We start from the raw sequence: 26,263 nt of genomic DNA on the forward strand, positions 1-26,263 counted from the left end.
CAAATCACTAGGACAGTCTAATACCGACGTTTTTTCTAAATGTTTCTCAATGACCTGCACCAGGCACCATCATGAACGTAGTCCAATAAGTGAAACCTGCGAAGAAAACTGTTAAATATGCTCCGAATACCCACAAATACATGCGCTCGGATAATTTAAGATAGCTAAGCAGAACGAAAAAACCTGTTTGGGCTAAGAATAGCATTGCCGTTTTATCCATATCACCTAGATAAAACATAACTGTAAAAATGCCCGTCCAGAAACCACAAACTCTGAACATGCGATCCATATGTATCCCCCTCCTTTTACCCTACGATACCATCATTACAATATTATAAGGAAAAGGAGGCATAATGTAAATAATGGTTTCGAATTAGTTTGTAACCAGCGCTTGATATGAACAAGTTTCGCAGCCAGAAATAATATTTTCTTTTTCAATCAACTCAACGGATTCAAATAGTGCTCCAAACATTCCCATTAGAAATTCATGGTGCATACTGCAAACTGTTTCCGAATGTTCTTCTGCCACTTCTTTAAATGGACAATTGAAAATTTGAAAATAGATTTTTGTTTTTTCACCGTTTGCTCAAATTCTGGATAAAAACCTGCAAGCGTTGCAGCGCTTTTTAATATTGTTAGCTTTTGCTCAAATTCTAATTCCTCACCAAATGCTCTTTTTGCCTTTTCTTGTTCAATCACTTCTGTACCAAATCGTTTTCCTGTTAGATAAAGGGCTTGCTTTCCTGCTTCTCCAAGCGAAATCATTGTTTGGAGTGCGACTTTGGATAAAAGCATGTAGTCGCGAAACGGGAAATGCAGCTGGATTACATCGTCAGATAAACGATATAATCTACTTGGTCTGCCGCCCTTACCTGTTTTCTTGGTTTCGGATGCTAACATATTTACATCTTCAAGCTTTGATAAATGCAATCTTGCTACATTCGGATGAATATTAAAATTTTCCGCCACCTCTTGAACGGTTACTTCTTGATGACGTTTTGTAATGTATTGATAAATATAGTACCGTGTTGGATCTGACAAAACGTTTGTTATTTTTAATGTTTGTTCCATCACTGTTCACCTCGGACCCCCATAATTTATTCCATTATAATACAGCCATTTTAACATGGGAATGTGGTTAACAATGTTAACACTATATGTTTAGAAAATGTTCACAATTTGCGACTTTATATTGTAACAATATAATAAAAAAATAGCCTAAATTCATTAATAATATCTTGTCAATAGCAGAAATATAGTTTTTTGGAAAAATAACGAAGCAGACCCAGCATCCGCTCGTTACAATTTTCGTCTTTTTTTGACTTCAAAATAAACGATGTAGGGTAGAATTCCGAACCAGCGATACCAAAAAGAAGCTTTTGTTTCTTTTCGAGCTGTACGAATTCGTTTTCGTTCATCCTTCGGTTGGTCTGCGTATTTCACGATGGTTTGGGTCATATATTTCACATAGTCGTTTGTTTTCATGGACACACCTGCCTTTAATTTTCATAAACAAGTATGTCCATATTTCTTCATTTTAATTCGACCCATTTACTTAATCTCTTTGTCCTTGTATCAAAATATCCCCGTCCAATGACTGTTTTGTCAACAGCATGGAGGTGGAGAGTAAAATTGACTTTTTGGACATACCCAGTAGGAGTTTCAGCTTGGTAATCCATGGTGCCGTTAACAAAACTAATTGTTCCCTTGACAGGTAAGATCCCACTCTTTTGAAATATTACTTCAACTTTTTTTACCGACGATAGAAAATAGTACTCCTCTTGGAGGATGATAGCCGTTTCATGTGCCATTTTTCTTTCGGATAACAATTGTTCAATACGTACCGAGAAAAATAATAAAAAAATGATGATCAGGCACAAGGTAAGTGGGTAAGTGAAGCCTTTTTCATTATTTTTCATGGGACTGGCCCCGAATTTACTAATGGAAAAGCTGTAACTGAGTATTCTTTTCCCCATAGATCCGTTACGATGGTTTTGACTGCATTGTTTAAAATGGCGAACGAATATTGTGAAACATTTTGGAGGATTATTTCATGACCAGTTGAATTCACACGTCTCCTAAGATTAGTACCGTACTTTTCATATTGAATGGTTCCAGTATCCTTCGTTAGAATTAACCTTCCGGAAATCACTTCGGCACGAGTGGACTGCTTTATTTCTTTTTTGATTTGGCTCGAAAAAACTTCCCATTCCATTGCCTGTAACGATGCCTCAGTGTCCTTATTAGTCAGGATAATTTGAAAAACAGGTGTCATAAAGAAAATAATCGTCGTAAAAATTGAAAAAGCAATTAGTACCTCGATGAGCGTAAATGCTTTTTCATTCAAGGGGCCCACAAATTTCGGTTTCAGGCTGTAATGAATTTTTTTCAATTCTTACACACACCTCCTTTTGGTCAGCTGCTCCGGTGTCTTTCCATGTGATTTGGTATTCAACTCCATTCAAAATGGAAGTGTAATTTGAAAATGTTTTATTACTGATTAATTTGGTCTGTAGTTCCTCATACATCAGCTGCCTCGCCTTGCTCTCCCATTCTAATTGGCGTGATTGATCTCTTAGTTCGATCAATAAAGGCAGTAAAAATAAACCAAGCATTAACCAGGCAGATAAAGAAAGTAGCAGTTCAAGCAAAAAAAATCCTCTAGAACTCCTTAACATAGAACCGACCCTTTCCAATTAAAAAGGTAATAACATATGTTTTATTTTTTGTTTGGATAAAAAAATTTCCAAACTGGTTTACGTTTCCGTCGCTTAGGAATTTCAAATATAAGGGGAGAGAACCTTCTTTGAGATAAATATTTGTACTGTACTTTCGATTGACGATCGGCGTTGGTGCCGGCCACAAATACAGATAATACCTATATTGATCTGGAACAAAAACAATGGATACTTCATCATGATGGGAGATAGCATATTGTTGAGCATAATATAGGTCGGCTTTTAATTGGATTAAAAAGGCCTCATCCTCCATTACTGAGTGCTGTGGTTTTAAGGAGAAAACTGTAATTGAGGAGATAATCATGAAGATGGAGAGAACTAATAAGGACTCAATTAAAGTGAAGCCTTTTTGATGCGTATTCATTATGGAGTGGTTACTGATGCAACAGCTGTTACAGTACCTTCAGAGTCTATTTCAACTGTCTTTCCGTTTGGACAACCTTTAGCGTCCCCCTTAATATATCCTTCTGCTTTTAGTTCCGCGATAGTTGGTACTTTATTCTTATCCATTTCATAAGCCTGAACTTGTGCCTGGACCATTTTAACATAGGCATCACAGCCTTTATTGTTGATGTTAGAATTATGTTTGGCAACGTTTGGAATTGTGATAATTAACAAGACCGAAATTACGAGCATGACGATCATCATTTCAATTAAAGTAAAGCCTTTTTCATTTTTCATCATTTTTATTAACCTCCATTTTTTTAAATGCCGTCCAGTAGATGAAACATGGGTAACAGAATCGCTAAATACATCGAAACCACCATGAATCCAATAAAAATGTAAAGAATTGGCTGGATGGTTGTTAACCGTTTTTCTATCATTTCCTCCATGTTAGTGACACAATGCTTACTGAAAAATAATAACTCCTGCTCCAATTTTCCATTTTCTTGGCCGTGTTTTACAATCATCGGAAATTCTTTTTCGAAAAACGACAGAGACGCTAAAATTGTCTCCAACTTTTCTCCGGTAATTAGCTTAGTTTTAATCGTTTTAGCTAAGTGACTGTAAAAAGGATGCCTGAGATTCTGTTCAAATAGTTGTAAGGATTCGGAAACTGATAATCCACCGGATAAGAGAAAGCTAAGTTGAATGGAAAAGTAGTGGGTAAACAGCAATTTGAGGATCCTGCCAACAAAAGGTATTCGAACAAGTTGTGACCTTTGTTTTAGGACGGAGAGTTTTCTAAAAAAGAGAAGATAATAAGCGGCTCCCATAATTAGGATCAGAAGCAGGGTACCGATAACAGTTGGGAAGTATTGATCAAAAGCATAAATGACATTTGTGAAAAAATTTGCTTCCAGACCAAGTGATGAAAAAAGGGTGGTGAACCTTGGCAGCAATGTATTTTCTATAAAAATAAATAGAAAACCTGTAATAACTAAAAGCACCATTGGATACTGAAGCAACTTGATCAACTTGTGTACGTCTTTATCTTTTAATAGGGCAAGATCACTTCCTTCTAACAGAGCATCAGCAAAGCTGCCATGTTGCTCCGCAAAATAGACATAACCGACTAAGTCTTTGTTGAAACCAAGATTATTTAATGCATCATGAAACGGTAAACCCTTTTTCAACTCTTCTAAACAACCATTTAAATCCTCCTTTCGTTTTGACGGTAATTGTAATGCTATGGATTCAATTGCTAGAGCAATTGGATACCCCCTTGCCAATAGTTCAGCAGTTCTTCTCAGGAAATTTGCTTGTTCATTCACTGACCATTTAGACCGTTTCATCGTCATATACCAATCGTTCATATTCAGATTCTTGAATATATCCAAGGGCAATGCCCTTATTAATTACATCTTTTATCATTCGGTAACGAATTTCTATTTTTTCTCCTTGAGCAGCTTTCATTACTGCGTGTAAATTTCGTCCGGATAAAAGTTCAAATACACTGGCGCGTTTCCATCTGCCATAGGAATAACAAATAGGTGAACATTCTCCTTCGCAAAAAGGGCAGGTAAGTTCAACCAACCTTTGGGCAGTTATGGCAATAAGTGTCTGCTCGACCTCTAACCAATTCACTCCAAACTCACGCAGGCGATAAACCGCTCCCTTCGCATCACGGGTATGCATCGTGGAAAGCACTAGATGGCCTGTTAATGCAGCCCTTACCGCAATCTTTGCCGTCTCAGCATCTCTAATTTCACCGACCATGATAATGTCAGGATCATGTCGAAGAATTGCCTTTAATCCGGCTGCATAGGTGACGCCTGCTTTTTCATTGACTTGGATCTGCAGGACTGAGTCATAGTTTTTTTCAATGGGATCTTCGAGTGTAATGACATTACGATGAAATAAGTGGGCGGTTTCATTTAAAAGGGAATAGAGAGTAGTCGTTTTTCCGCTGCCCGTCGGCCCGGTAAAAATTATTAATCCATGAGCGTGTTTGAGAAGGGCAAGTAGTTTTCGGGTCATTGCTGGGAAGAGTGAAAGTTGGTGAAAAGGAATTTGTTCTTGCTGTGGTAATAGCCGGATGACAAGGCTCTCTCTGTTATTAGAAGGGAGTGTGGAAAGCCTGAGCCCCATTAAATTTCCGTCAACTTCACAAAAAATGGATCCACTTTGTGGTCGTCTTCTTTCTCCGATATCCATATTGGCTGTGAATTTAAAATGTGAGATTAATCTGTCGCATTCGTCTTTTGGAAGGGATAATCGAGGAATTAACTTGTTGGTTAGTCGGATTTGGACGAGTGTGTCCCTCTTCCTTGGGATAATGTGAATATCTGTTGCCTGGTTTCGTGCAGCATCTGTAATGATTCGATTTGCTAAAATTTCTATCTCGCTAACAATAAGTACCACCGCCTTTTCATTTTTCTTTGGATAATATTCGACAAGGTTCCTCCTTATCCTTCTTTATTTTCAAAAATATTTTTAAGGGTGTCAGGCACCATGTGAAAATTTCACATGGTGCCTGACACCCTGTCCCTTATATTGCTTTTTCAGTTAGATAAAAGAGGCCGCCATTGATGAAGGATATGGAGATTTTTGGTTCGTACTGTTCCTGTAGAGCCATTTTTTCGGTTTCAAAGTTTTCATTTTCATCTTCAACATCTTCGTAAAAATGATTCAAGAGGCGTAAATCTTTATCCCAACGTTCTCGAGCATCTATTGCCCAAGAGTGGTCATCCTTCTCAATTATGGATGTAAGATAGGTTTCAACTCTCATCATCCCGCTTTGAGGTTTCACTAAAGGTGACAAAGTAAAGGAGTAATCAGGTATTTTTGGTGTTAACGGTATTTCAAGCAGTCTGTCATGGAAATCTTCAACCATTTTTCCGTTAATGAGTTGTAAGCCGATTGATTTGAAAATATCCCGCTTACGGTCACATTGATAGGAGATCTTAACATTCATACAAAGCCATGGTAGTAAAGGAGTTTGCTTGTTTTGATTCCGATGATTTTCATAAAGTCGGATATAGCTGGCTAAATTTTTCGCCGAAGTAAAAATTTGATGAAGCCGAGGTGAACCAAAATGAATGATTTCCCCCTTTATATTTTCAGGAGCGGCATCTTGGTTCGTAATAAATGTTAACTTCATCGGGTTTGGAATTCCGCCCGTTTTTTCTAAATAGTGCCAGTAAAAAGGCCGATTCATTAATTCCTTATCAAGTTCAACTGTTAATTGAACAGTCAAATAGCCTGGGCTATTCGCCACAATTGCACAGTCATTAGCCTGAAAATAGTTCAATAAAAAGTTATGAATTTCCTGCTGCTGCATGTGAATCTCCCTTCTTCATGTCCTGAGCAAATTCAATCATTGATGATAAATTTTCCATTTTAATTCGCATTTCGCCTTCGGATGAGGATTGTCCAAAAATATCGATTAAATGGTCTTCTATATTGCCAAATTCCAACTTTGTTAATATATCGTCAAGTTCACCAATTACTTTTTCAAATAAATGTATTTTCTCATAAAGAAGCTTCAAAATATGTTCTTCGACAGTATTTTTTATCGCAAAATTATAAATCATGACATCCTTTTCCTGGCCCAGACGATGGATACGACCAATTCGTTGTTCGAGCCTCATTGGATTCCATGGCAAATCAAAGTTAATTATATGATTACAAAATTGAAGGTTAATACCTTCACCGCCTGCTTCAGTTGCAATAAGGACTTGAGCGTGCTTTTGGAATAATTCTCTCATCCAGTCCTTTTTTCCACGCTTAAAGCCGCCCCGAAAAGGGACAGATGAAATTCCATGCTGTTTTAAATACCATTGGAGGTACATTTGTGTTGCACGGTATTCTGTAAAAATAATCACTTTATCATTTACTTTTTGAATTAATTCTAATGCTTTTTCCGCTTTTGAATTCTTCTGGACAGCTTCGACTTTTGTTATTAAATACTGAATTTGTTCTTCGAAAGCTGGGGTTGGATTTTCCTTTTTTTGCAGCATGTTTTTTAATGTATAAAAAACTGCTTCTCTACTGCTGCATGCCTCACGCTGTAATGTCATTACGGAGAATGAACTTGCCTGTGCCCAATTCCCCTCATTTTTTAATTCAGTAATTGACTCATAAAGATCTTTCTCCTCTTGAGTGCATTCAATCGGAATGGTTTCCACATGCCTTTTCGTCCACTCAATGCCTGTATCTGCCCGCCGGTTCCGAATCATAACCTTGTTTACTAATTCTTTTAAATGCTCATCATCATTTAATGAACGTGCATCTCGTTTGTATTTTTCAAAGAATGTCGTTTCGCTGCCTAAATGTCCTGGTTTTAATAATGAAACCAGATTAAAAATTTCCTCGATACGGTTCTGAATGGGTGTTGCCGTCAATAGTAAACAAAATTTCTTTTTCAGATTTTGGACAAATTCGTAGTTTTTTGTTTTGTTATTTTTAAGTTTATGGGCTTCATCAATGATAATTAGGTCATAGTCCTGCTTGAAAATGATGTCTCGGTGTGGATTCCGTTTGGCCGTATCAATCGACGACACGACGACATCACATTGTTCCCATACATAACTTTTTCTTTGTGAAATGGCTGGAATGAAAAATTTGCTATTCAACTCCATCGACCATTGAGTAACTAACGATGCAGGGACAAGAATTAATACCTTTTTCACCAATCCGCGAATCATATATTCTTTTAGAATAAGCCCGGCCTCAATCGTTTTTCCGAGTCCTACTTCATCGGCAAGGATGGCTTTCCCATTCATGTTTTCAATTACTTGTTTTGCTGTTTCAAGCTGGTGAGGAAGTGGGGTTAGATTGGGTAAATGGCTTGGTGCCAATAAACCCTTGAAATCTGGAATGACGAGATGTTTTTCAACTCCAATTGCTAGTTTAAAAAGTTCCCAATTCCCCCATGGACCATCGTTTTCAATTCTATGTAAAAAATCATCCTTCCAGGAGGAATCAAATTCAATTTCGATCGACATGGTTCCAGCTCCTTTTTGTTCAATTTCCAGCTTTATTCTTTTCTAATAAAGTTATTGCTCAATGTATTATTTTAATGTTAGGATGATAATAGCTTTGAATGTTTTAAATATTTTAATAAAGTAATTTATTTTATAAGTATAATTAGTATGACCAATTTGGATAATATTATAATGCGAATGATTATAAGGGGAGAGACTACTTATGTAGCGCCGAAGGAGCAAGCAGAAATGTGAATCTCTCAGGCAAAAGAACTCTTGTAGGACGCAGCTCTGGAGAGCGCTGCTAGCTTTAAGCAGCCACCAAAGGGGAAAGCCTTTCTAGGTAAACTTTCAGGTGCAAGGACAGAGACCTTCTTACGTTTCATAGGAGGTTTCTGTCCTTTTTTAAATTTTCCAAGGAATAATTTGTGCCAAAGATTGAAGGGGGATTAAGAATGTCTGATTTAAAACGAACTCCACTTTTTGATGTGTATAAAGAATGGGGTGGAAAAACTATTGATTTTGGTGGTTGGGCACTGCCGGTCCAATTCTCTAGCATTAAAGAAGAGCATGAAGCTGTTCGCTCTTGTGCAGGATTATTTGATGTTTCCCATATGGGTGAAGTAGAAGTAAAAGGCACTAATAGCTTAGCATTTTTACAAAAAATGCTGACTAATGACATTTCAAAAGTAAAAAATGGAGGTGCCCAGTACACCGCCATGTGTTATGAAAATGGCGGTACAGTTGATGACCTGCTTGTATATAAAATTGAAGACAATCATTACCTTTTAGTAGTAAACGCATCAAATATTGAAAAAGATTACAAATGGCTTGAAGACCATTTAACTGGTGATGTCTCTTTAGAAAACTTATCGGAAAAAACAGCACAGCTGGCTATCCAGGGACCACTTGCGGAAAAAGTATTGCAAAAGCTTGCGGGAGATAATGATTTAAGCCAAATTGGCTTTTTCAAATTCCAACAAGATGTAATCCTAAATGGGAAAAAGGCACTGGTATCAAGAACTGGTTATACTGGTGAAGATGGCTTTGAAGTGTATTGCGATGCAGAAGATGTTGTGGACCTTTGGAGAGAAATTTTAACTGCAGGTAAAGAAGATGGAGTAATCCCATGTGGATTAGGGTCACGCGACACACTTCGCTTTGAAGCAGTTTTAGCGCTTTATGGTCAAGAACTATCTCCAGAAATTTCACCACTTGAAGCTGGAATTGGCTTCGCTGTGAAATTAAACAAAGAAGATGACTTTATCGGGAAACAAGCGTTAATCCAACAAAAAGAAAAGGGTTTAACAAGAAAATTGGTTGGAATCGAAATGATTGATCGTGGGATTCCACGTCATGGCTACCCTGTTTATAAAGATGATCAGTTAATTGGTGAGGTTACAACTGGAACGCAATCACCCACGTTAAAGAGGAATATTGGTCTTGCCCTAATCAATGCAGAATTTGCGGGTCTTGAATCCGAAGTTGAAGTTGAAATTCGCGGCAAACGTTTAAAAGCTACTGTAGTTCCAACACCTTTTTATAAAAAAGAAAAGAAATAACAGAAGGGAGTTAGGTTTATGAAACATCGCTATTTACCTATGACTGAACAAGATAAGAAGACTATGCTTGAGGCAATTGGTGTTTCCTCTATTGATGAACTGTTTAGCGATATCCCTGAGAAAGTAAGATTTAAGGGTGAGTACAATATAAAAGCGGCAAAGTCTGAAACAGCCTTAATGAAAGAGCTTTTTAAGATGGCAAGTCGGAACGCTGACCTGAAAAGAAACGTATCTTTTATAGGTGCAGGTGTTTATGACCATTACATGCCTGTAATTGTCGACCATGTTATTTCTAGATCAGAATTTTATACAGCTTATACACCTTATCAACCAGAAATTTCACAAGGTGAACTTCAAGCTATCTTTGAATTCCAAACAATGATTTGTGAGTTAACTGGAATGGATGTTGCCAACTCATCGATGTATGATGGCGGAACTGCACTTGCTGAAGCAGCGATGCTTAGTGCAGGCCATACCAAACGAAAAACAATAGTTGTATCCAGTGCTGTACATCCAGAATCACGTGATGTTCTTAAAACTTATGCAAAGGGTCAGTACCTCAATGTGATTGAAGTACCAGTCAAAGATGGTGTAACAGATCTAGACGCATTAAAGGGACTAGTTAATGAAGATGTTGCAGCCGTTATCGTCCAATATCCAAACTTCTTTGGGCGAGTCGAGCCGTTAAAAGAGCTTGAGGAAATCATTCATGCAAATAAGTCCATGTTTGTTGTTTCAAGTAACCCACTTTCCCTTGGGGTATTAACACCTCCAGGTAAATTTGGTGCTGACATCGTTATTGGTGATGCGCAGCCGTTTGGGATCCCAACTGCCTTTGGCGGACCGCACTGCGGATATTTTGCTGTCACTACTAAGTTAATGCGGAAAGTTCCAGGCCGTCTTGTTGGACAGACAACGGATGACCAAGGGCGCCGTGGTTTTGTCTTAACACTGCAAGCACGTGAACAGCATATCCGACGTGATAAAGCGACATCAAATATTTGCTCCAATCAGGCATTAAATGCCCTCGCTGCATCTGTAGCGATGACCGCACTTGGTAAAAAGGGTGTCAGGGAAATGGCTGCGGCCAACTTGCAAAAAGCTCATTATGCGAAAAATGCTTTCAAGGAAGCTGGCTTTGAAGTTGTTTATGATGGCCATTCCTTCAATGAATTCGTTGTGAAATTAACTAAGCCTGTAAAAGAAATCAACCAAAACCTTTTACAAAAAGGAATAATCGGGGGCTATGATTTAGGTCGTGATTATTCAGAACTGGCTAACCATATGCTGATTGCTGTAACAGAACAAAGATCGAAGGAAGAAATTGATACTCTAGTGAAAGAATTGGGGGATTTCCATGCATAATCAAGACCAGGCACTCATTTTTGAACTTAGCACACCAGGCCGCATCGGCTACAGCCTGCCGGAAATGGATGTACCGGAACTAGATCTCAGTGGTCTCCTTCCTGATGGTTACCTTCGTACAGAAGAGCCTGAACTTCCTGAAGTTTCGGAGCTTGATATTATGCGCCACTACACTGCCCTCTCGAGGAGAAATCATGGCGTCGATTCAGGATTCTATCCACTAGGCTCGTGTACGATGAAATATAATCCGAAAATCAACGAAAATGTAGCGCGTTTTAACGGATTTGCACATGTACATCCGCTGCAAGATGAAAGCTCTGTTCAAGGTGCTCTTGAACTTTTATACGATTTGCAGGAGCATTTAATCGAAATAACAGGTATGGACGAAGTGACCTTGCAACCTGCCGCAGGGGCTCATGGGGAATGGACAGGTTTAATGATGATCCGTGCTTATCATGAGGCTAACGGTGATATGAACCGTACAAAAGTAATCGTCCCTGATTCTGCTCATGGTACGAACCCAGCTTCTGCTACGATTGCTGGTCTAGAAACAATTACCGTTAAATCAAATGAACATGGTCTTGTCGACCTTGAAGATTTAAGAAGGGTTGTTGGGGAAGATACTGCTGCATTAATGTTAACCAACCCGAATACGCTTGGACTATTTGAAGAAAACATTCTTGAATTGGCTGAAATTGTCCATGAAGCAGGTGGTAAGCTTTATTATGATGGAGCAAACCTAAACGCCGTTCTTTCAAAAGCAAGACCTGGGGATATGGGATTTGATGTTGTTCACTTAAATCTTCATAAAACATTCACTGGCCCACATGGAGGCGGTGGTCCTGGTTCCGGTCCTGTCGGGGTGAAGGCAGACCTTATCCCGTTCTTACCGAAGCCGATTATCACAAAGCAAGGCGAAGAATATGTCCTTGATTATGACCGCCCGCAATCAATTGGCCGTGTGAAGCCATATTACGGAAACTTCGGGATCAATGTTCGTGCTTACACATACATTCGCTCAATGGGACCAGATGGCTTAAAAGCGGTAACAGAGTACGCTGTATTAAATGCGAACTACATGATGAGAAGGCTTGCTGAATATTATGATCTACCATTTGATAGACATTGCAAGCATGAATTTGTACTCAGTGGAAGACGTCAGAAAAAACTAGGCGTTCGTACATTGGATATTGCGAAACGTCTGCTTGATTTTGGCTACCACCCACCAACCATTTACTTCCCATTAAATGTGGAAGAGTGTATTATGATTGAACCGACTGAGACCGAATCAAAAGAGACACTGGATTCGTTCATCGATATTATGATCCAAATCGCTAAAGAAGCGGAAGAAAATCCAGAAATCGTTCAAGAAGCACCACATACAACAGTGGTCGGCCGGATGGACGAAACAAAAGCAGCCCGTAAACCAGTTTTGAAATACCAAGAAGCTTAATAAAATGAAAGGTCAGATTCGAAAAATAATCTGACCTTTTATCTTGTGTAGCAGTTTTTGAAATTAAAAAAGGCTCCGAATCCGGAACCTTAAATGATTTCTTATTTCTTAGTTTTTACTTTACCTGACCATTTTTTGAACCCGCCTTGTAGCTGAGTAAGGTCTCGATAGCCTTTTCGGTGTAAGAATTGGGCTGCACGTGCACTGCGCATTCCACTTTGGCAATACAAATATACTGGCATATCAGAACGAATTTCTTTCATACGCATTTTCATTTGCGACATTGGGATATTACGTGCTCCTAAAATATGGCCGCCTTCGAATTCATTTGATTCACGAACATCTATTAGTTGTGCCTTTCTGTACCCCGCACGGAACTCTTCTTCTGTTACCGTTTTAACAATTCTTTTCTGATAGAAAAATGTAAAAACGGAATAAATGATAACTGCTACAATAATGATTAATAATGGATAAAGTGAACTCAATTTCTTTTTGCTCCTTTCAAGCTTTCCTGCACTAGTATTTATTATATAAGTCAATTCGATAAAGATAAAGATGAATGCAAAAAAATCTTTTGATATTACCTAAATAATTATAGCAGAAACATCTTATTTTGAATCTATATCAGATTTTGGTAGACTTAAGCACGAGATAATTATAAAAAAATGAGGTTTTAGAATGAAAAAAGAAGTTTGGCGTTTTATTGATACTGGAAATAGTTCACCATCTTTTAATATGGCTTTAGATGAAGCGTTACTCGATTGGCATAGTGAAGGGAAATTTCCTCCAGTGATTCGTTTCTATGGCTGGGATCCGGCAACGCTATCAGTAGGATATTTTCAAAAAGTAGAGAAAGAAATTGATATGGAAGCAGTTAAGGCACACCAATTAGGTTTCGTAAGAAGACCTACAGGAGGACGTGGAGTTCTGCACGAGCATGAACTTACCTATAGTGTCATCGTTTCTGAGGAACATCCAGAAATGCCTAATTCTGTTACAGAGGCATACCGTGTAATATCTGAAGGAATTTTAAAAGGTTTTCACCATTTAGGACTTGAGGCATATTTTGCTGTCCCAAAAACAGCAGAAGAACGGGATGCTTTGAAAAACCCTCGCTCTGCTGTATGCTTTGATGCTCCAAGCTGGTATGAGCTTGTGGTGGAAGGCAGGAAGGTTGCCGGAAGTGCACAAACGAGACAAAAGGGAGTAATTCTACAGCACGGCTCCATTCTGTTAGATTTAGATGAAGATAAGCTATTTAGTTTATTTAAATATCCAAGTGAGAGAGTTAAGGAACGAATGAGAAAAGCATTTAAGGATAAAGCGGTTGCGATCAACAACATTAGTCCAAGAAGAATTTCACTTGAGGAAGCAAAGGAAGCTTTTTATAAAGGCTTTGCTGAGGGTCTAAATATTGAGCTTGAAACTTATCAATTAACTGAGGAAGAACTAGCTTATGTTGAAAAGATTGCAAAAGATCGCTATGAAAGTGATGAATGGAATTTTAAAAGATAATTTGAAGCGGCGAATTCGCCGTCTTTTTTTGTTGCCTTGACGATTAATGTAAAGAAGCAACCTGCGAAATTTGTTGAATTTTCCTGTTTTCTGACGAAAATCTATTAAAAGCTATTGATTACTTTTAAATCTATTATTTTTTGAGTTTGACAAAATAATTATAGTTTGCTTGACATACAATATATAGTGGTGTCGAAAATATTTTCGGTACTATATATTGATATTTAGTTGATTTATTCAGGTGGGCTATGATAACCTAAAAATACAAACCAACTAGATATAGCGTAAACCTGCTAGATTTAGCACAATAGGTGCATTTTTATTTAAGAAGGAGTTGTTCTAATGTCTGTAGTTTTTAGACAAACAATGAATATTGATTTTGAAAGGTTGAATGAGGATATTCAATTATTCCCCCAGGTGCATCCAGTTACCCCAGATATGAAAATAACTCACAAGGGTGTTTCTCGTTTGGTCATGTTGGACCGCTATACCTTTAAAGATAATGCAAAAATTACTCTTACAAACGGCGACTTTGTTGTTTTAACTATTAAAGAAGATCCGAAATTTCCAGCTCGTGGTCTTGGTTACATTATGGAAATAGACTGGGAAAAGAAAAAAGCGAAAGTTTTAGTCGAAGAGGAATTCAGGGGAGTACTCGATGATCCTGAAGAAGCTAGTACGGGTGTGATAGTCAGATCCTTAGATGTAATTGAGAAGCCTTTGGAGCTCTTCTATGAGCAAATTGCGAAGCGTAATGCTACTGGTCTTGCTTCTGTAGAAAAGACGGAAGAGAAGCGAAGAGAATGGACTGAGAGGTTTTATCAAGAGCTTGTTAACATGAACTTCATTCCAGCAGGTCGTGTTCTTTACGGAGCTGGGGCAGATACTGATGTAACATACTTTAATTGCTATGTAATGCCGTTTGTTCCTGACTCTCGTGAAGGTATCTCTGATCATCGTAAGCAAGTAATGGAGATTATGAGCCGTGGCGGCGGTGTTGGAACAAATGGCTCGACGCTGAGACCGAGAAATACACTAGCTAGAGGCGTCAATGGTAAATCATCTGGATCGGTTTCATGGTTGGATGATATTGCGAAATTGACTCATTTGGTTGAGCAAGGCGGATCAAGACGCGGAGCTCAGATGATCATGTTGGCCGATTGGCATCCAGACATTATTGAATTTATTATTTCTAAGATGCAAAATCCTAGAATTCTACGATTCTTGATTGAAAATACAAATGATGAAACGATTAAAAAACTTGCTAAAGACAAGCTAAAGTTCACCCCTCTAACTTTAAGGGAAACTGCAATGTACCAAGGAATTGTAAATTATAAAAACATTCCTGGGTTTGGTGGATTTGATGAAAACATTATCGCAGATGCAGAAGAGAAATTATTAACTGGCGGTAATTACACTGTCCACAATTCAGAATTCCTTACAGGTGCGAACATCTCTGTCTGTTTAACAAAGGAATTTATGGATGCTGTAGAAACCGATAGTGACTATGAACTCCGCTTCCCGTATGTTGAACAATATGATCAAGAGGAAATGGGTATTTACAACCAAGAATGGCATAAAGTTGGTGACGTTCGCGAGTGGGAAAAACAAGGGCATAAAGTACGAGTATACAAAAAGTTCAAAGCAAAAGAACTTTGGAACCTAATCAATATTTGCGCGACCTACTCAGCTGAACCGGGAATATTTTTTATCGATAACGCAAACGACATGACTAATGCAAAAGCATATGGACAACAAGTCGTTGCAACAAATCCATGTGGAGAGCAGCCTCTCGCACCATTTTCCGTCTGTAATCTTGCAGCTGTCAATCTCGCTGAGATGGCTGATAAGGACACAAAAACTGTTGATTTTGAAAAGCTTAAGAAAACAGTAGCTGTGGGCGTACGGATGCAGGATAATGTCATCAACGCAACCCCGTATTTCCTTGAAGAAAATAAAAAACAGGCTCTTGGTGAAAGACGTGTGGGGCTTGGAGTCATGGGCTTGCATGACATGCTGATTTATTGTGAAACGAAGTATGGATCACCAGAAGGAAACGAACTCGTTGATCAAGTATTTGAAATAATTGCAACTACTGCATACAGAACATCAATTGAATTGGCAAAAGAGAAGGGAAGTTTCCCATTCTTAACTGGTGAAACAACATCAGAAACCAATCGATTAAGACAGGCCTTCATAAATACAGGGTTTATGAAAAAAATGCCCGATGATATCCGCCAATCTATTTTAGAAAACGGAATTAGAAATTCCCATTTACTAACTGTGGCACCAACTGGATCCACAGGGACCATGGTTGGAGTTTCCACCGGACTTGAGCCTTATTTCTCATTCTCTTATTTCCGTAGTGGACGCCTCGGTAAATTTATCGAAGTTAAAGCGGATATTGTGAAAGAATACTTGGACCAGCACCCAGAAGCAGATGAAAACAATCTTCCTCACTGGTTTGTTACATCGATGGAGCTTTCAACTGAAGCCCATGCGGATGTTCAATGTGTCATCCAGCGCTGGATAGATAGTTCTATCAGTAAAACTGTCAACGCACCAAAAGGTTATAGTGTAGAGCAGGTCGAAAAAGTTTATCAGCGTTTGTACCGCGGCGGGGCAAAAGGTGGAACTGTTTATGTTGATGGTTCACGCGATTCTCAGGTACTAACACTAAAAGCTGAAGAAAACACCAATGAACAATTATCAATTTTTAATGAAAAACCGAAGCAGCATGTTGTCCTTGTTGATACAATCAGTGAACTCCGCTCAACAAGTGTAACGATCGGCTCTGAAGTAGGTAACACTTGCCCAGTCTGCCGGACTGGAAAAGTAAAAGAAATGGGTGGCTGCAATACCTGTGCAAACTGCGGCGCTCAATTAAAATGTGGTTTATAATACGTATTTTTTAGAGGGGGAGAAAATCCCCCTTTTTTTGTTTATCAAGGTCAATATCCGTCCCTGAAAGTTACACTATACTGCATCATATGCAGCATATTTTGCTAATTGAAGTAGAACGAAGTCGAAACTTGTAATATAACTGTAATCTACCTGTTACGTCCATGTTACTCTTTTTTTGTATATTATGAGTAACGAAGCACACAGGGGGATTAAACAATATGTTGAAAAAAATCATTGCAACCATGGCTATGACAATTATTCTAAGTTCATTGTTTACCACTATGGGTGATAAAGCGGAAGCGGCCTATTACCATACAAAAGCAATCTCAGTAGCAAAAGCAAATCTTGGTGTTCCATATAGATGGGGTGGATTAACACCTAATGGTTTCGACTGCTCTGGTTTGGTTAAGTATTCTTACGGTAAAGCTGGAAAAGTATTGCCACGGACGGCTGCTGATATGTATTACAAACAAGGATATCGTGTTAGCGCTTTAAAAGCAGGAGACTTAATGTTCTTTGCACCGAATAAGGCTAGCAGACCGAGCCACGTTGCAATTTATATTGGTAGCGGCAAAATGATTCAGGCTTCATCTTCAAAAGGAGTTTCAATCACATATACAAGCAACAGTTACTGGAAACCAAGATACATTGGAGCAAAGCGATTTTAATGAAAAGTTAAGCGTTTTCAATATAGTTATTGACCAAGAACATCGTTTAATGACGATGTTCTTTTTTATATATAATAAATTTTCTACTTGTCCTTTGTACTATTTATTAAAATAACCGCTTAAAGATGTAAAAACGAGTACATCTTTGGGAGTGGCTGCCATGTATATAGACGGCGTTTTTTCTGGAGGAGGAATAAAAGGGTTTGCACTTATTGGAGCCTGCGAAGAAATAGAAAGTAAAGGTTTACGATTTGTCAGAGTGGCGGGAACGAGTGCAGGATCGATTGTTGCAGCATTAATTGCCGCTGGCTACACAAGTAAAGAAATCTTCCAATTGGTCGACGAGTTGGATCTCTCAAAAATAATGGATGCCCGCAAATCAATTATCCCTTTCCCTTTTGCAAAATGGCTGTTTGTCTATTGGAAGCTAGGACTTTATAAAGGCAATGAACTTGAAAAATGGATTTGTAAGAAACTTGAAGCCAAAGGGTTAAGAACATTCGCTGATTTGCCCCCGAAGGCACTTCGAGTAATTGCATCAGACCTATCAAATGGGCAAATGATTGTTTTACCTGATGACTTACAAAGATACGGCATTTCACCTGGTTCATTTCCAATCGCAAAAGCGATTAGAATCAGCTGCAGTATCCCATATTTCTTTGAACCTGTTAAAATGCGTACAATGGATGGAATGAACATTTTAGTTGATGGCGGGGTCCTAAGCAATTTTCCTATGTGGCTTTTTGATAAGGAAAATGCACAAAAGGTAAGACCTGTCCTCGGTATTAAATTAAGCCCAAGTGAATATGAAACTGAAAAACATAAAATAAAAAATGCGATTCAACTATTTGGAGCCCTATTTGAGACGATGAAGGATGCACACGATTCTAGGTACATTTCTAAAAAACATGTAAAGAACATTATCTTTATACCGACCGAGGGTGTGTTATCAACAGAATTTCATTTAACAGAGGAAAAGAAACATGAGTTGTTCGATCTAGGAAAAGAGAGAGCAAAACAATTTTTGAAGACATGGGGATATTAATAGGGATTAGACTAGGGTAAAAAGAAAATCGAGCGCCTATAGAGACGCTCGATTTTTCTTTTTACCCTTTTTGCCGTCGATAACAGTTAAGTGAGCAGGAGATTTCTTTTTTGTCTGGTTGCTCTTCTTTAATGATGCTAGCGTCCCAAGAGAGGAGGTTTTTACAGTTGAGTCTCCACCCTTTTGCTGTAATCGTTTTTTTGATTTTTTGGCGGCTTTAAGAAATGCACGCTGCTCTTTTTTCTGAGGGTTTGATTTGGAAAACTTCCGTACTAGGAAATAAACGGCTAGAACAATCAATGCGATGACAGCTATTCTCTGAATGAAACCGGCCGGATTAGCTGTAAATGAACCAACAAGGCCAAGTAAAGCAAGAATGATAAGTCCCCCAACAACAACATTAACAAATGTCCGATTTTTCAAGAAAGCCACCTCCCTAAGAGCATCTTAAGCATTTTTTTATTCTTTTAAACACGATAAAACAAGAATTTAGACAATTTCTTCGCTTTTAACCGAGTACTCAGATTCCTTTTCTCTTCTTAATAATTCGTTAAAAGAAAGTATTGCCACTTCGACTTGATCATTTTGTGGTTCCTTCGTTGTTATTAGTTGCAGCCAAAGACCAGGAAAACCTAGATACTTTAAAACTGGAATATCTCTAAGTTTATTAGTTAATTGAAGGATTTCAAAAGCAATACCCAAAACCACAGGAATTAAGAGGAGCCGGTCGACCACCCGTAACCAAAGCGGAGTTGAAGGTACCAGCATATAGACAAAAACACCAACAAAGACTGTAAATAGGATGAAACTACTGCCACAGCGGTAATGCAGACGGGAATGAGCCTGCACATTTTCAACGGTTAACTCAACCCCAGCTTCAAAGGTATTTATTACTTTATGTTCGGCGCCATGATATTGAAACACCCTTTTTATCAATGGAGTAAGTGAAACAAAATAAATATAGGAAATTAATAAAATTAGTTTAAAAAAACCTTCCACTAACACTTGAGCAAAATGCGATGGAAAAATTGGTTTTGTCAAAACTGCAAGGAACACAGGGATCAGCGTAAAAGCAAATTTACCAAATAAAAATGAAATAACACCAATTGCAGCAACACCAAGGTACATGGTCAATTTAGAGACTTCTTTTTCTTTTATGATTTCATCTTCCTTTGGATCCACATCAAATCTTTCCGTCGAGAAGTTTAAATGTTTCGATCCATTTGCACTCGACTCAATAATTGCGATAATCCCTCGCAGAAATGGGATTTTCTTTAGGATTGTAAAATAAGGATTTGCTTTACGAGGCAAATGAAAATATTCAACAGATTGATCCTTCCTGCGTACCGCGGTAACATAATGATGTTTTCCGCCAAACATAACACCTTCGACAACCGCTTGGCCGCCATAAACGGGTTTTTGAGAATTGGACATATACTTTACACCAACCTAATCTATAGTTGCACAACAGCTGAAAGATAAAATCTGTATGTACTTAATTCTATTCTACTAGAAAAACAAAAAAACCTCTAGGAATGACATAATATTTCCAATTAAAAAGTTTTTTTATATGTAAGGGATTGAATACCAAAGGACATAATAAGAAATGGAATTTATTATGGCCTTTTGTTGTCCCAATTATAGGACAGCATATCAAGTATATATAACAGCAAAAAGGGCACTTCCCGAATAAACAGAAAGTAAACGGAGGTTGTTACAATGGCGATTGAGAAGAAACTAGGAAATTATCCTAAGCCCATGTCCTTTTCGGTAATGGTATTTTGGACGGGTTTATTTGGAGGTCTGTTTTGGGGATTGATTGGCTGCATAGCGTCCTACTTAAGTTTTACAGAAATTCGTCCCAATGTCATTCTAGAGCCATGGGCACTAGGGCATTGGAAATACGAATGGCTGGGGACCGTCATTTCCATTATTTTAATTGGAATATGTTCCGTGGTAGCAGCATTTATTTACTATGCAGTGCTGAGGAAATTTACAGGGTTTTGGTTTGGGCTTGGCTATGGAATTGTATTGTTTTTGGTGGTGTTCTTTATTCTAAATCCACTATTTCCAGGTATTAAACCATTTTTTGATCTAAAAAGAGATACGATCATTACATCCATTTGTATTTATATCGTATATGGAATCTTTATTGGATATTCCATAAATTATGAGTATCAAAATAATAACGAGCAAGTGAAAGAGGAGTCCTCCTAAGTTACGATTAGTCGGATGAAGTAGGTTGTGATAAAATATTTTTGTCCTCATATGGATTTGAAAAGGAGAGTGGAGAGCAATGGGAAAAATAGAAAAACTAAGATCTAATTTTTCAACACTTGGAATTGATGGAATTTTGATCACTAGCCCATATAATCGTCGCTATATTTCAAACTTTACTGGCTCTGCCGGTGTAGTTTTAATTAGTGTGGAAAAAACTTTGTTTCTTACGGATTTCCGCTATATTGAACAAGCGACTAAACAATGCCAAGGTTTCGAGATTATAAAAATAACCGGAACGATTCCTGAAGAAGTTGCACAACAAGTGAAGAACCTTGGAATTCAAAAGCTGGGATTTGAAGAGGATTTTCTAAGCTACTCCTCCTTTAAATTATATGATAAAGAAGTTGACGCTGAACTTGTTCCGTTTTCTGGTGTAATCGAAAAGTTACGCTTGATAAAGACTGATGCAGAGATTAAGATATTAAAGGTAGCAGCTGATATTGCTGATGCTGCATTTAAACATATTTTAGACTTCATTGGTCCAGGAAAAACTGAATTAGAAGTATCTAATGAGTTAGAGTTCTTTATGAGGAGAGCTGGTGCCACATCCTCTTCATTTGATACAATCGTTGCTTCTGGTCATCGCTCAGCACTTCCACATGGTGTTGCTAGCGATAAGGTCATTGAAGCAGGGGACATTGTAACAATGGACTACGGCTGTTACTACAATGGATATGTTTCTGATATTACGCGGACAATTGCGATTGGAGAGCCAGACGCGAAGCTTAAAGAAATTTATGAAGTTGTACTTGAAGCCCAATTACTTGGAATGGCTGGAATCAAACCAGGTTTGACAGGGAAGCAAGCAGATGCAATAACACGAGACTACATAACAGAAAAAGGTTATGGTGAATACTTTGGTCATTCAACCGGGCACGGTATCGGACTTGAGATACATGAAGGCCCTGGTCTATCGATGAAGTCTGAGGTAATATTAGAACCTGGAATGGTAGTAACATGTGAGCCGGGTATCTATATCCCAGGTCTTGGCGGCGTTCGGATTGAAGATGATACATTGATTACAAAGGACCATAACGAAGCACTCACACATTCTACAAAAGAACTAATTATACTGTAATGATTTTTTAGGAGGATCTTAATATGATATCTGTAAATGATTTTAAAACAGGATTAACAATTGAAGTGGATGGCGGCCTATGGCGTGTCCTTGACTTCCAACACGTAAAGCCAGGTAAAGGAGCAGCCTTTGTTCGTTCCAAGCTTCGTAACCTTCGTAATGGAGCTATTCAAGAAAAAACATTCCGTGCAGGTGAGAAAGTAGAGAAAGCTCAAATCGATAACCGTAAAATGCAATATCTTTATGCAAGCGGTGATAATCATGTATTTATGGATATGGAATCTTACGAGCAGGTAGAACTTCCTGCTTCAAGCATTGAGTATGAATTAAAGTTTTTGAAAGAAAATATGGAAGTACAAATTATGATGTTTAATTATGAAACTCTTGGAGTAGAATTACCAAACAATGTAATTTTAGAGGTTGCTGAAACAGAACCGGGTATTAAGGGGGATACGTCTTCTGGTGGTACCAAGTCAGCTACCCTTGAAACAGGTCTTTCTGTTCAGGTTCCTTTCTTCATCAATCAAGGGGATAAGTTAATTATCAATACGACTGATGGATCATACGTGTCACGTGCATAATCAGTTCAAAGCCTTAGTCCGAAAATTGTCGGATTAAGGCTTTTTTTTAACAATTTCTCCATAGTTTCTCCTAAGTTTCTGCACACTTTTTCAATATAGTAGGTGTGTAGAAAAAATAAAGGAGAAGATAAACATGAATATGACACATTATATGGGTTTACTAGCAGACAATCAGCCTTGGAATTTATTAATTTTTATGGCGGTTCCAGTAATTTGTGCTGAAATCCTTGCAATTTCGGAAATTGCCATATTATTTACAAGGAAATTAGATAGTGCATTAAAAAAATTGAATAAAGTAACCGGCATATTTGCAGGCTTTTATTTTACTGGCATATTCATTTATTTAATGAAAACTGCTTATATCCCACTAACGGTAAACGGGGAGTGGAAAGGCTGGATTGATGTTGTAGCCGTTACATTCTATTTACTTGGAATTATCCCATTTCTTGGCATGGCCCTACTTGATTTAGGTCTTATTTATAGAAATAAAACAGAAGAAGAAAAGCTGAAAATTCATGCGATCTTTGTTAGTATTTTTCTAGTGGTTGCACACATTGCCATGATTTTTGGAATGATTGATCCTGCACTAGGAACAGGTGGCCATTCAGGACATGATATGAGTAATATGTAATTTGAACCACTGGAAGTCTATTTAAGATTTTTCAGTGGTCTTTGCTTTTATTACGACTTTACTTTAACATCCGTAAAAACTTCACTAAATAGTAAGAATTAGTTACTAATTGGCTAATTTCTTTTTGCTAAACTGAAGTAGTACAAAAAATAATAGGGAAGGGGTGCAACAGATCATGAAACGATTTACATCTCTCTTGTTCCTTGGGATTTTGTTTGCAATTGTAGCCGCTGGCTGCAGTTCTAAACTTAATGATCAAAGTTGGAAACTTGATAAAAAACATTCGCCATTACCTGATTTTGTTCTGAATACATCTGAAAAAATTAATGAAACTTATGTTATGGCTGCAACTTATCCTGAAGTCGTAGCATCTGTTCCTTGCTATTGTGGATGTGTTGTCGAAGGACATAAGAGCAATCTAGATTGCTTTGTCAAACAAGTTGGTGAAGACAATGCAGTAACAGAATGGGATTCTCACGGAATATCTTGCGACACCTGTATTGATATTGCTCGAGATGCGGTTGAAATGCATCTTAGTGGAAAAAATACGAATAAAATATATCAATTAATCACAGAAAAATATAAAGATATTGGGGAGCCAACCCCAACACCTGAACCTAATTAAGGGGTAACCCATGAAGAAAATACTAATCGGATTTTACATTTTGATTATTATTGGAATTATTGTCTGTTTAAGTAATAGCCATATTTTTGATAGCAAGAAATCAGAAGCAATTGCTGCAGGTGAAAAGATATATAACAAAAATTGTATATTTTGTCACGGCGAAACAGGAAAAGGGGAAGGCCCAAAAACGGGGACGGCTTTAAATAGCCAGAATTTTTTAAGCTCCGTATCCGATAAAGATCTGTCTAATTATGTGAAATATGGAAGAGAAGGCACAGTCATGCCTGCTTACGGTCCTCGAATGTCAGATAAGGATTTAAAAAATCTTGTTGCTTATATAAGAGACTGGCAGACAGAAGAAATCGAGTTTGATGTGCCAAAAACGATTTCAGGTAATCCTGAAAATGGAAAAGCACAATATAATTTGTATTGTCTCAATTGTCATGGTGAAGCAGGGACAGGTAAGGATAAAATGGGAACCGCTCTCTCTAATCCACAATACCTGAAATATACAACTGATTAGCAAATATGGATTAATGCAGCCTACGGTCGTGAAGAAACTAGAATGGGCCCTTCATTAAAGGGGCTTGAAGGCGCACGCCAGCTCAAGAAAAAAGATATTACCGATATTGTTACTTATATCCGATCTTTGGAGAAAAAATAAACTGAATACAGCATAAAAGACCTGAATCCATTACAAGAGGATACAGGTTTTTTTTTGCCCATTTTTAATTTGTGAACATTTTGTGGTGGTTTTTTGTCGAAACCGCAACGATTTTTATCCTTTAACAAAATGTTCAAGAGTGAATCAACAAATAAGGATTGATAAAGATTATATTTATTTCAAAGAGGACTATAGTGAAAAATAGTACTTTCTATTGATAAGTTTTTTAAGTCAAGGAGGATTAAGATGCTTAAAAATAAGTTGTTGGCATTATTCGTAATCGTATCATTTTTAACGAATTTCATCATCCCGAAGGCTAGTGCTGAAACAGCCTTTCAGGCAGAAAAATTTCCTTTTAAGGAAATGCAGATTCAGGTAATGCCAGAGTTTGATTATCCCGAAGGTTGGTCGCGAGATATTCCATCTTTACTAGTGGGACAGTACGGAACAATTACCAATAAAAGTGGTCAAGATTACGATGGGAAGATTGAGATTCCCGTTCCAGCAATGGAAATAGGCTTTGAAGCCTTCTTGGTAGCAGAATTCCCAGAAAAAAATAAGCCTGAAGTACAGCGTCCCTATGATGTTGATAAAGAAAATGGGATCATTACTTGGAAACCAGCTAAAGCAATTAAGAATAACGAAACCTACGAATTTGTCATTGAGTACTATACAAAGTCAATTGACGTGAAGGACAACAAGAGCTTTACATATGAACTTAAAAATAAAGCTGATATCGAGCTGTTAGATGTTATCTTTTATGCTCCAATGGATGCAAAGGAAATAAAAATTGAGCCAAAAGCAGCAAATAATTCGAAAAATGAATATGGAGAAGAGCTCTATTACTACCAATACAAAAATGTAAAGGCAGATGCTGGCTTGAAATACTCTTTCTCATATAAGAAAGATGGTACTGAATCAACAATGGAGGCGATTAATAAAAAGCAGCCACCAAATGATGAAAACCATAGTGGTGTAACTGCAACAGACCAAGTTGTTAAAAACGGGGGAACCACTAATTCATCAAAACGTCCATTTATCGGGCTAGGTGGTGCATCGATCATCGGTATTGCAATCATCATTGCCGGACTCTTTGTTTTCATTGGCTTAAAAGGAAATAAACAAACAGCATCTAAGGTAGCCAGTCAAAATAAAAAACAACCGAAGAAGCCTTTTCCAACGGTTAAAAAAGACAACAAAACAGCGAATTCTGAAGAAAAGAAGGAACTGCGCAAAAAACTTTTAACTGGAAAGATAGACCAAGAAATGTACGAAGAAGAAATGAAAAAATTAATCTAATGAGGTGAGAAGAATGAAAAAAAATACGATTATCATGCTTGGTGGGTTTATTATTGCAGGAGCTATTGTATTCCTTCTGATGGCAGCAACTCCTGGTTCAAGTGGTGTTGAGTTAACGATGAAAGACCTCTTGGCTACTCAAGACCAACATAAAGATGATTTTGTAACTGTAGAAGGATTACTTATTGAAGATTCAATTAAATGGAATCCAGACAAAATTGAGTTGAAGTTTGATGTTAAAGATAACGACGGAAATGTTATGCATGTTATTCATAATGGTACCAAACCAGATAACTTTGCAGAAGGTGTCATTACTATTCTCCAAGGGGCTCCGACCAAAAAGAATACATTTGTGGCAGAGACAGTTAAAACTAGATGTCCTTCTAAGTATGAAGGAAAAGATATCAAAAATTATAATCCAGAGACACATAAAGATAAGTTAAATAAAACACCGAATGAAAAATAACAGGCTAACTTAAGAAGGTG

At 37.8% G+C, this 26,263-nt stretch carries 29 protein-coding genes, 1 pseudogene and 2 riboswitches; of the genes and pseudogenes, 15 read left to right on the forward strand and 15 right to left on the reverse strand.

The genetic code is table 11. The annotated features are described in order from the left end of the window. Nucleotides 1–46 precede the first annotated feature (46 nt). The 12 genes and pseudogenes from J7E67_RS26575 to J7E67_RS26630 all read right to left on the reverse strand — a co-directional run bounded on the left by J7E67_RS26575 (nt 47) and on the right by J7E67_RS26630 (nt 8,128). Nucleotides 47–289, reverse strand: coding sequence for a DUF2626 domain-containing protein (locus tag J7E67_RS26575; RefSeq protein WP_088088969.1), 243 nt, complete (start codon nt 287–289; stop codon nt 47–49). An 84-nt stretch (nt 290–373) separates the two neighbouring features. Continuing rightward, nucleotides 374–1,071, reverse strand: a pseudogene (locus tag J7E67_RS26580) (helix-turn-helix transcriptional regulator). A gap of 228 nt (nt 1,072–1,299) precedes the next feature. Continuing rightward, entirely contained in the window at nt 1,300–1,485 is a 186-nt protein-coding gene (locus tag J7E67_RS26585; RefSeq protein ID WP_088088967.1) for a YqzE family protein, read from the reverse strand. A gap of 47 nt (nt 1,486–1,532) precedes the next feature. Continuing rightward, nucleotides 1,533–1,919, reverse strand: coding sequence for a competence type IV pilus minor pilin ComGG (gene comGG / locus J7E67_RS26590; protein ID WP_214713149.1), 387 nt, complete (start codon nt 1,917–1,919; stop codon nt 1,533–1,535). After that, complete coding sequence (gene comGF, locus J7E67_RS26595; protein ID WP_251027023.1) at nt 1,916–2,392, reverse strand: competence type IV pilus minor pilin ComGF; 477 nt, start codon at nt 2,390–2,392, stop codon at nt 1,916–1,918. The genes comGG and comGF overlap by 4 nt, the downstream gene beginning before the upstream one ends. Then, nucleotides 2,340–2,651, reverse strand: a complete 312-nt coding sequence (locus J7E67_RS26600) for a hypothetical protein (RefSeq protein WP_214713148.1) — start codon at nt 2,649–2,651, stop codon at nt 2,340–2,342. The genes comGF and J7E67_RS26600 overlap by 53 nt, the downstream gene beginning before the upstream one ends. A gap of 10 nt (nt 2,652–2,661) precedes the next feature. Then, a complete protein-coding gene (gene comGD, locus J7E67_RS31950; protein WP_214713147.1) occupies nt 2,662–3,102 on the reverse strand; it encodes a competence type IV pilus minor pilin ComGD in 441 nt (146 codons plus the stop codon). Beyond that, nucleotides 3,102–3,422 carry a competence type IV pilus major pilin ComGC gene (gene comGC, locus J7E67_RS26610; protein ID WP_282599550.1) on the reverse strand — a complete coding sequence of 107 codons (321 nt, stop codon included), beginning with the start codon at nt 3,420–3,422 and terminating at the stop codon, nt 3,102–3,104. The genes comGD and comGC overlap by 1 nt, the downstream gene beginning before the upstream one ends. Before the next feature lie 20 nt (nt 3,423–3,442). Further along, nucleotides 3,443–4,480 carry a competence type IV pilus assembly protein ComGB gene (comGB, locus tag J7E67_RS26615; protein WP_308161482.1) on the reverse strand — a complete coding sequence of 346 codons (1,038 nt, stop codon included), beginning with the start codon at nt 4,478–4,480 and terminating at the stop codon, nt 3,443–3,445. Then, the gene (comGA, locus tag J7E67_RS26620) at nt 4,461–5,543 is read right to left on the reverse strand and encodes a competence type IV pilus ATPase ComGA (RefSeq protein WP_088088960.1); all 1,083 of its coding nucleotides are present in this window, start codon (nt 5,541–5,543) and stop codon (nt 4,461–4,463) included. Before comGA ends, comGB begins: the two co-directional genes overlap by 20 nt. Nucleotides 5,544–5,670: 127 nt before the next feature. Continuing rightward, on the reverse strand, nt 5,671–6,462 hold the full coding sequence (locus tag J7E67_RS26625; RefSeq protein WP_214713146.1) for a YqhG family protein: 792 nt from the start codon (nt 6,460–6,462) through the stop codon (nt 5,671–5,673). After that, complete coding sequence (locus J7E67_RS26630; RefSeq protein ID WP_214713145.1) at nt 6,440–8,128, reverse strand: DEAD/DEAH box helicase; 1,689 nt, start codon at nt 8,126–8,128, stop codon at nt 6,440–6,442. The genes J7E67_RS26625 and J7E67_RS26630 overlap by 23 nt, the downstream gene beginning before the upstream one ends. A 177-nt stretch (nt 8,129–8,305) precedes the next feature. Further along, a riboswitch (glycine riboswitch) is annotated at nt 8,306–8,393 on the forward strand. A 3-nt stretch (nt 8,394–8,396) separates the two neighbouring features. Beyond that, nucleotides 8,397–8,476: riboswitch (glycine riboswitch) on the forward strand. Nucleotides 8,477–8,562: 86 nt separating this feature from the next. Here J7E67_RS26630 and gcvT point away from each other — a divergent pair. From gcvT to gcvPB, 3 genes are read left to right on the forward strand one after another with little or no spacing between them, the layout of a single operon-like run. Further along, nucleotides 8,563–9,669 carry a glycine cleavage system aminomethyltransferase GcvT gene (gene gcvT, locus J7E67_RS26635; RefSeq protein ID WP_214713144.1) on the forward strand — a complete coding sequence of 369 codons (1,107 nt, stop codon included), beginning with the start codon at nt 8,563–8,565 and terminating at the stop codon, nt 9,667–9,669. Nucleotides 9,670–9,687: 18 nt separating this feature from the next. Beyond that, entirely contained in the window at nt 9,688–11,034 is a 1,347-nt protein-coding gene (gcvPA, locus tag J7E67_RS26640) for an aminomethyl-transferring glycine dehydrogenase subunit GcvPA (protein ID WP_214713143.1), read from the forward strand. Then, nucleotides 11,027–12,487, forward strand: a complete 1,461-nt coding sequence (gene gcvPB, locus J7E67_RS26645; RefSeq protein WP_214713142.1) for an aminomethyl-transferring glycine dehydrogenase subunit GcvPB — start codon at nt 11,027–11,029, stop codon at nt 12,485–12,487. The genes gcvPA and gcvPB overlap by 8 nt, the downstream gene beginning before the upstream one ends. Before the next feature lie 101 nt (nt 12,488–12,588). Here gcvPB and J7E67_RS26650 read toward each other — a convergent pair whose 3' ends face one another. After that, nucleotides 12,589–12,972 (reverse strand): rhodanese-like domain-containing protein, encoded by a 384-nt coding sequence (locus J7E67_RS26650; protein WP_168245059.1) that lies wholly within the window; start codon nt 12,970–12,972, stop codon nt 12,589–12,591. A 193-nt stretch (nt 12,973–13,165) separates the two neighbouring features. Here J7E67_RS26650 and J7E67_RS26655 point away from each other — a divergent pair, with 193 nt between their 5' ends. The 4 genes from J7E67_RS26655 (at nt 13,166) to J7E67_RS26670 (ending at nt 18,619) form a co-directional block, all read left to right on the forward strand. After that, nucleotides 13,166–14,002, forward strand: a complete 837-nt coding sequence (locus tag J7E67_RS26655) for a lipoate--protein ligase family protein (RefSeq protein WP_214713141.1) — start codon at nt 13,166–13,168, stop codon at nt 14,000–14,002. A 342-nt stretch (nt 14,003–14,344) separates the two neighbouring features. Next, on the forward strand, nt 14,345–16,903 hold the full coding sequence (locus J7E67_RS26660) for a vitamin B12-dependent ribonucleotide reductase (RefSeq protein WP_214713140.1): 2,559 nt from the start codon (nt 14,345–14,347) through the stop codon (nt 16,901–16,903). Nucleotides 16,904–17,124: 221 nt separating this feature from the next. Beyond that, nucleotides 17,125–17,574, forward strand: coding sequence for a C40 family peptidase (locus J7E67_RS26665; protein WP_251027024.1), 450 nt, complete (start codon nt 17,125–17,127; stop codon nt 17,572–17,574). Nucleotides 17,575–17,734: 160 nt separating this feature from the next. Next, complete coding sequence (locus tag J7E67_RS26670) at nt 17,735–18,619, forward strand: patatin-like phospholipase family protein (RefSeq protein ID WP_214733183.1); 885 nt, start codon at nt 17,735–17,737, stop codon at nt 18,617–18,619. 36 nt (nt 18,620–18,655) lie between these two features. Here the strand turns inward: J7E67_RS26670 and J7E67_RS26675 are convergent, their stop codons facing one another. Both J7E67_RS26675 and J7E67_RS26680 read right to left on the reverse strand, forming a co-directional pair. After that, the gene (locus tag J7E67_RS26675) at nt 18,656–19,051 is read right to left on the reverse strand and encodes an SA1362 family protein (protein WP_308160437.1); all 396 of its coding nucleotides are present in this window, start codon (nt 19,049–19,051) and stop codon (nt 18,656–18,658) included. A 57-nt stretch (nt 19,052–19,108) separates the two neighbouring features. Beyond that, entirely contained in the window at nt 19,109–20,053 is a 945-nt protein-coding gene (locus J7E67_RS26680; protein WP_214713137.1) for a DUF1385 domain-containing protein, read from the reverse strand. Between the two features lie 285 nt (nt 20,054–20,338). On the opposite strand from J7E67_RS26680, the gene J7E67_RS26685 reads away from it, so the two are divergent. The 8 genes from J7E67_RS26685 (at nt 20,339) to J7E67_RS26720 (ending at nt 26,243) form a co-directional block, all read left to right on the forward strand. Beyond that, on the forward strand, nt 20,339–20,836 hold the full coding sequence (locus J7E67_RS26685; protein ID WP_214713136.1) for a YqhR family membrane protein: 498 nt from the start codon (nt 20,339–20,341) through the stop codon (nt 20,834–20,836). Between the two features lie 79 nt (nt 20,837–20,915). After that, nucleotides 20,916–21,977: a M24 family metallopeptidase gene (locus tag J7E67_RS26690; protein ID WP_214713135.1), complete on the forward strand. Its 1,062-nt coding sequence runs from the start codon at nt 20,916–20,918 to the stop codon at nt 21,975–21,977. A 23-nt stretch (nt 21,978–22,000) separates the two neighbouring features. Continuing rightward, nucleotides 22,001–22,558 carry an elongation factor P gene (gene efp / locus J7E67_RS26695; protein ID WP_088088945.1) on the forward strand — a complete coding sequence of 186 codons (558 nt, stop codon included), beginning with the start codon at nt 22,001–22,003 and terminating at the stop codon, nt 22,556–22,558. A 133-nt stretch (nt 22,559–22,691) separates the two neighbouring features. Beyond that, entirely contained in the window at nt 22,692–23,189 is a 498-nt protein-coding gene (locus J7E67_RS26700) for a DUF6803 family protein (RefSeq protein WP_214713134.1), read from the forward strand. Between the two features lie 175 nt (nt 23,190–23,364). Continuing rightward, nucleotides 23,365–23,814 carry a PCYCGC motif-containing (lipo)protein gene (locus J7E67_RS26705; protein ID WP_214713133.1) on the forward strand — a complete coding sequence of 150 codons (450 nt, stop codon included), beginning with the start codon at nt 23,365–23,367 and terminating at the stop codon, nt 23,812–23,814. A gap of 10 nt (nt 23,815–23,824) precedes the next feature. Then, nucleotides 23,825–24,337, forward strand: coding sequence for a c-type cytochrome (locus J7E67_RS26710; protein ID WP_251027025.1), 513 nt, complete (start codon nt 23,825–23,827; stop codon nt 24,335–24,337). Nucleotides 24,338–24,724: 387 nt separating this feature from the next. Continuing rightward, a complete protein-coding gene (locus J7E67_RS26715; protein ID WP_214713132.1) occupies nt 24,725–25,777 on the forward strand; it encodes a hypothetical protein in 1,053 nt (350 codons plus the stop codon). 13 nt (nt 25,778–25,790) lie between these two features. After that, nucleotides 25,791–26,243 (forward strand): cytochrome c maturation protein CcmE, encoded by a 453-nt coding sequence (locus tag J7E67_RS26720; protein WP_214733184.1) that lies wholly within the window; start codon nt 25,791–25,793, stop codon nt 26,241–26,243. Nucleotides 26,244–26,263: the final 20 nt, after the last annotated feature.

Source organism: Bacillus sp. ISL-46, from assembly GCF_018613205.1.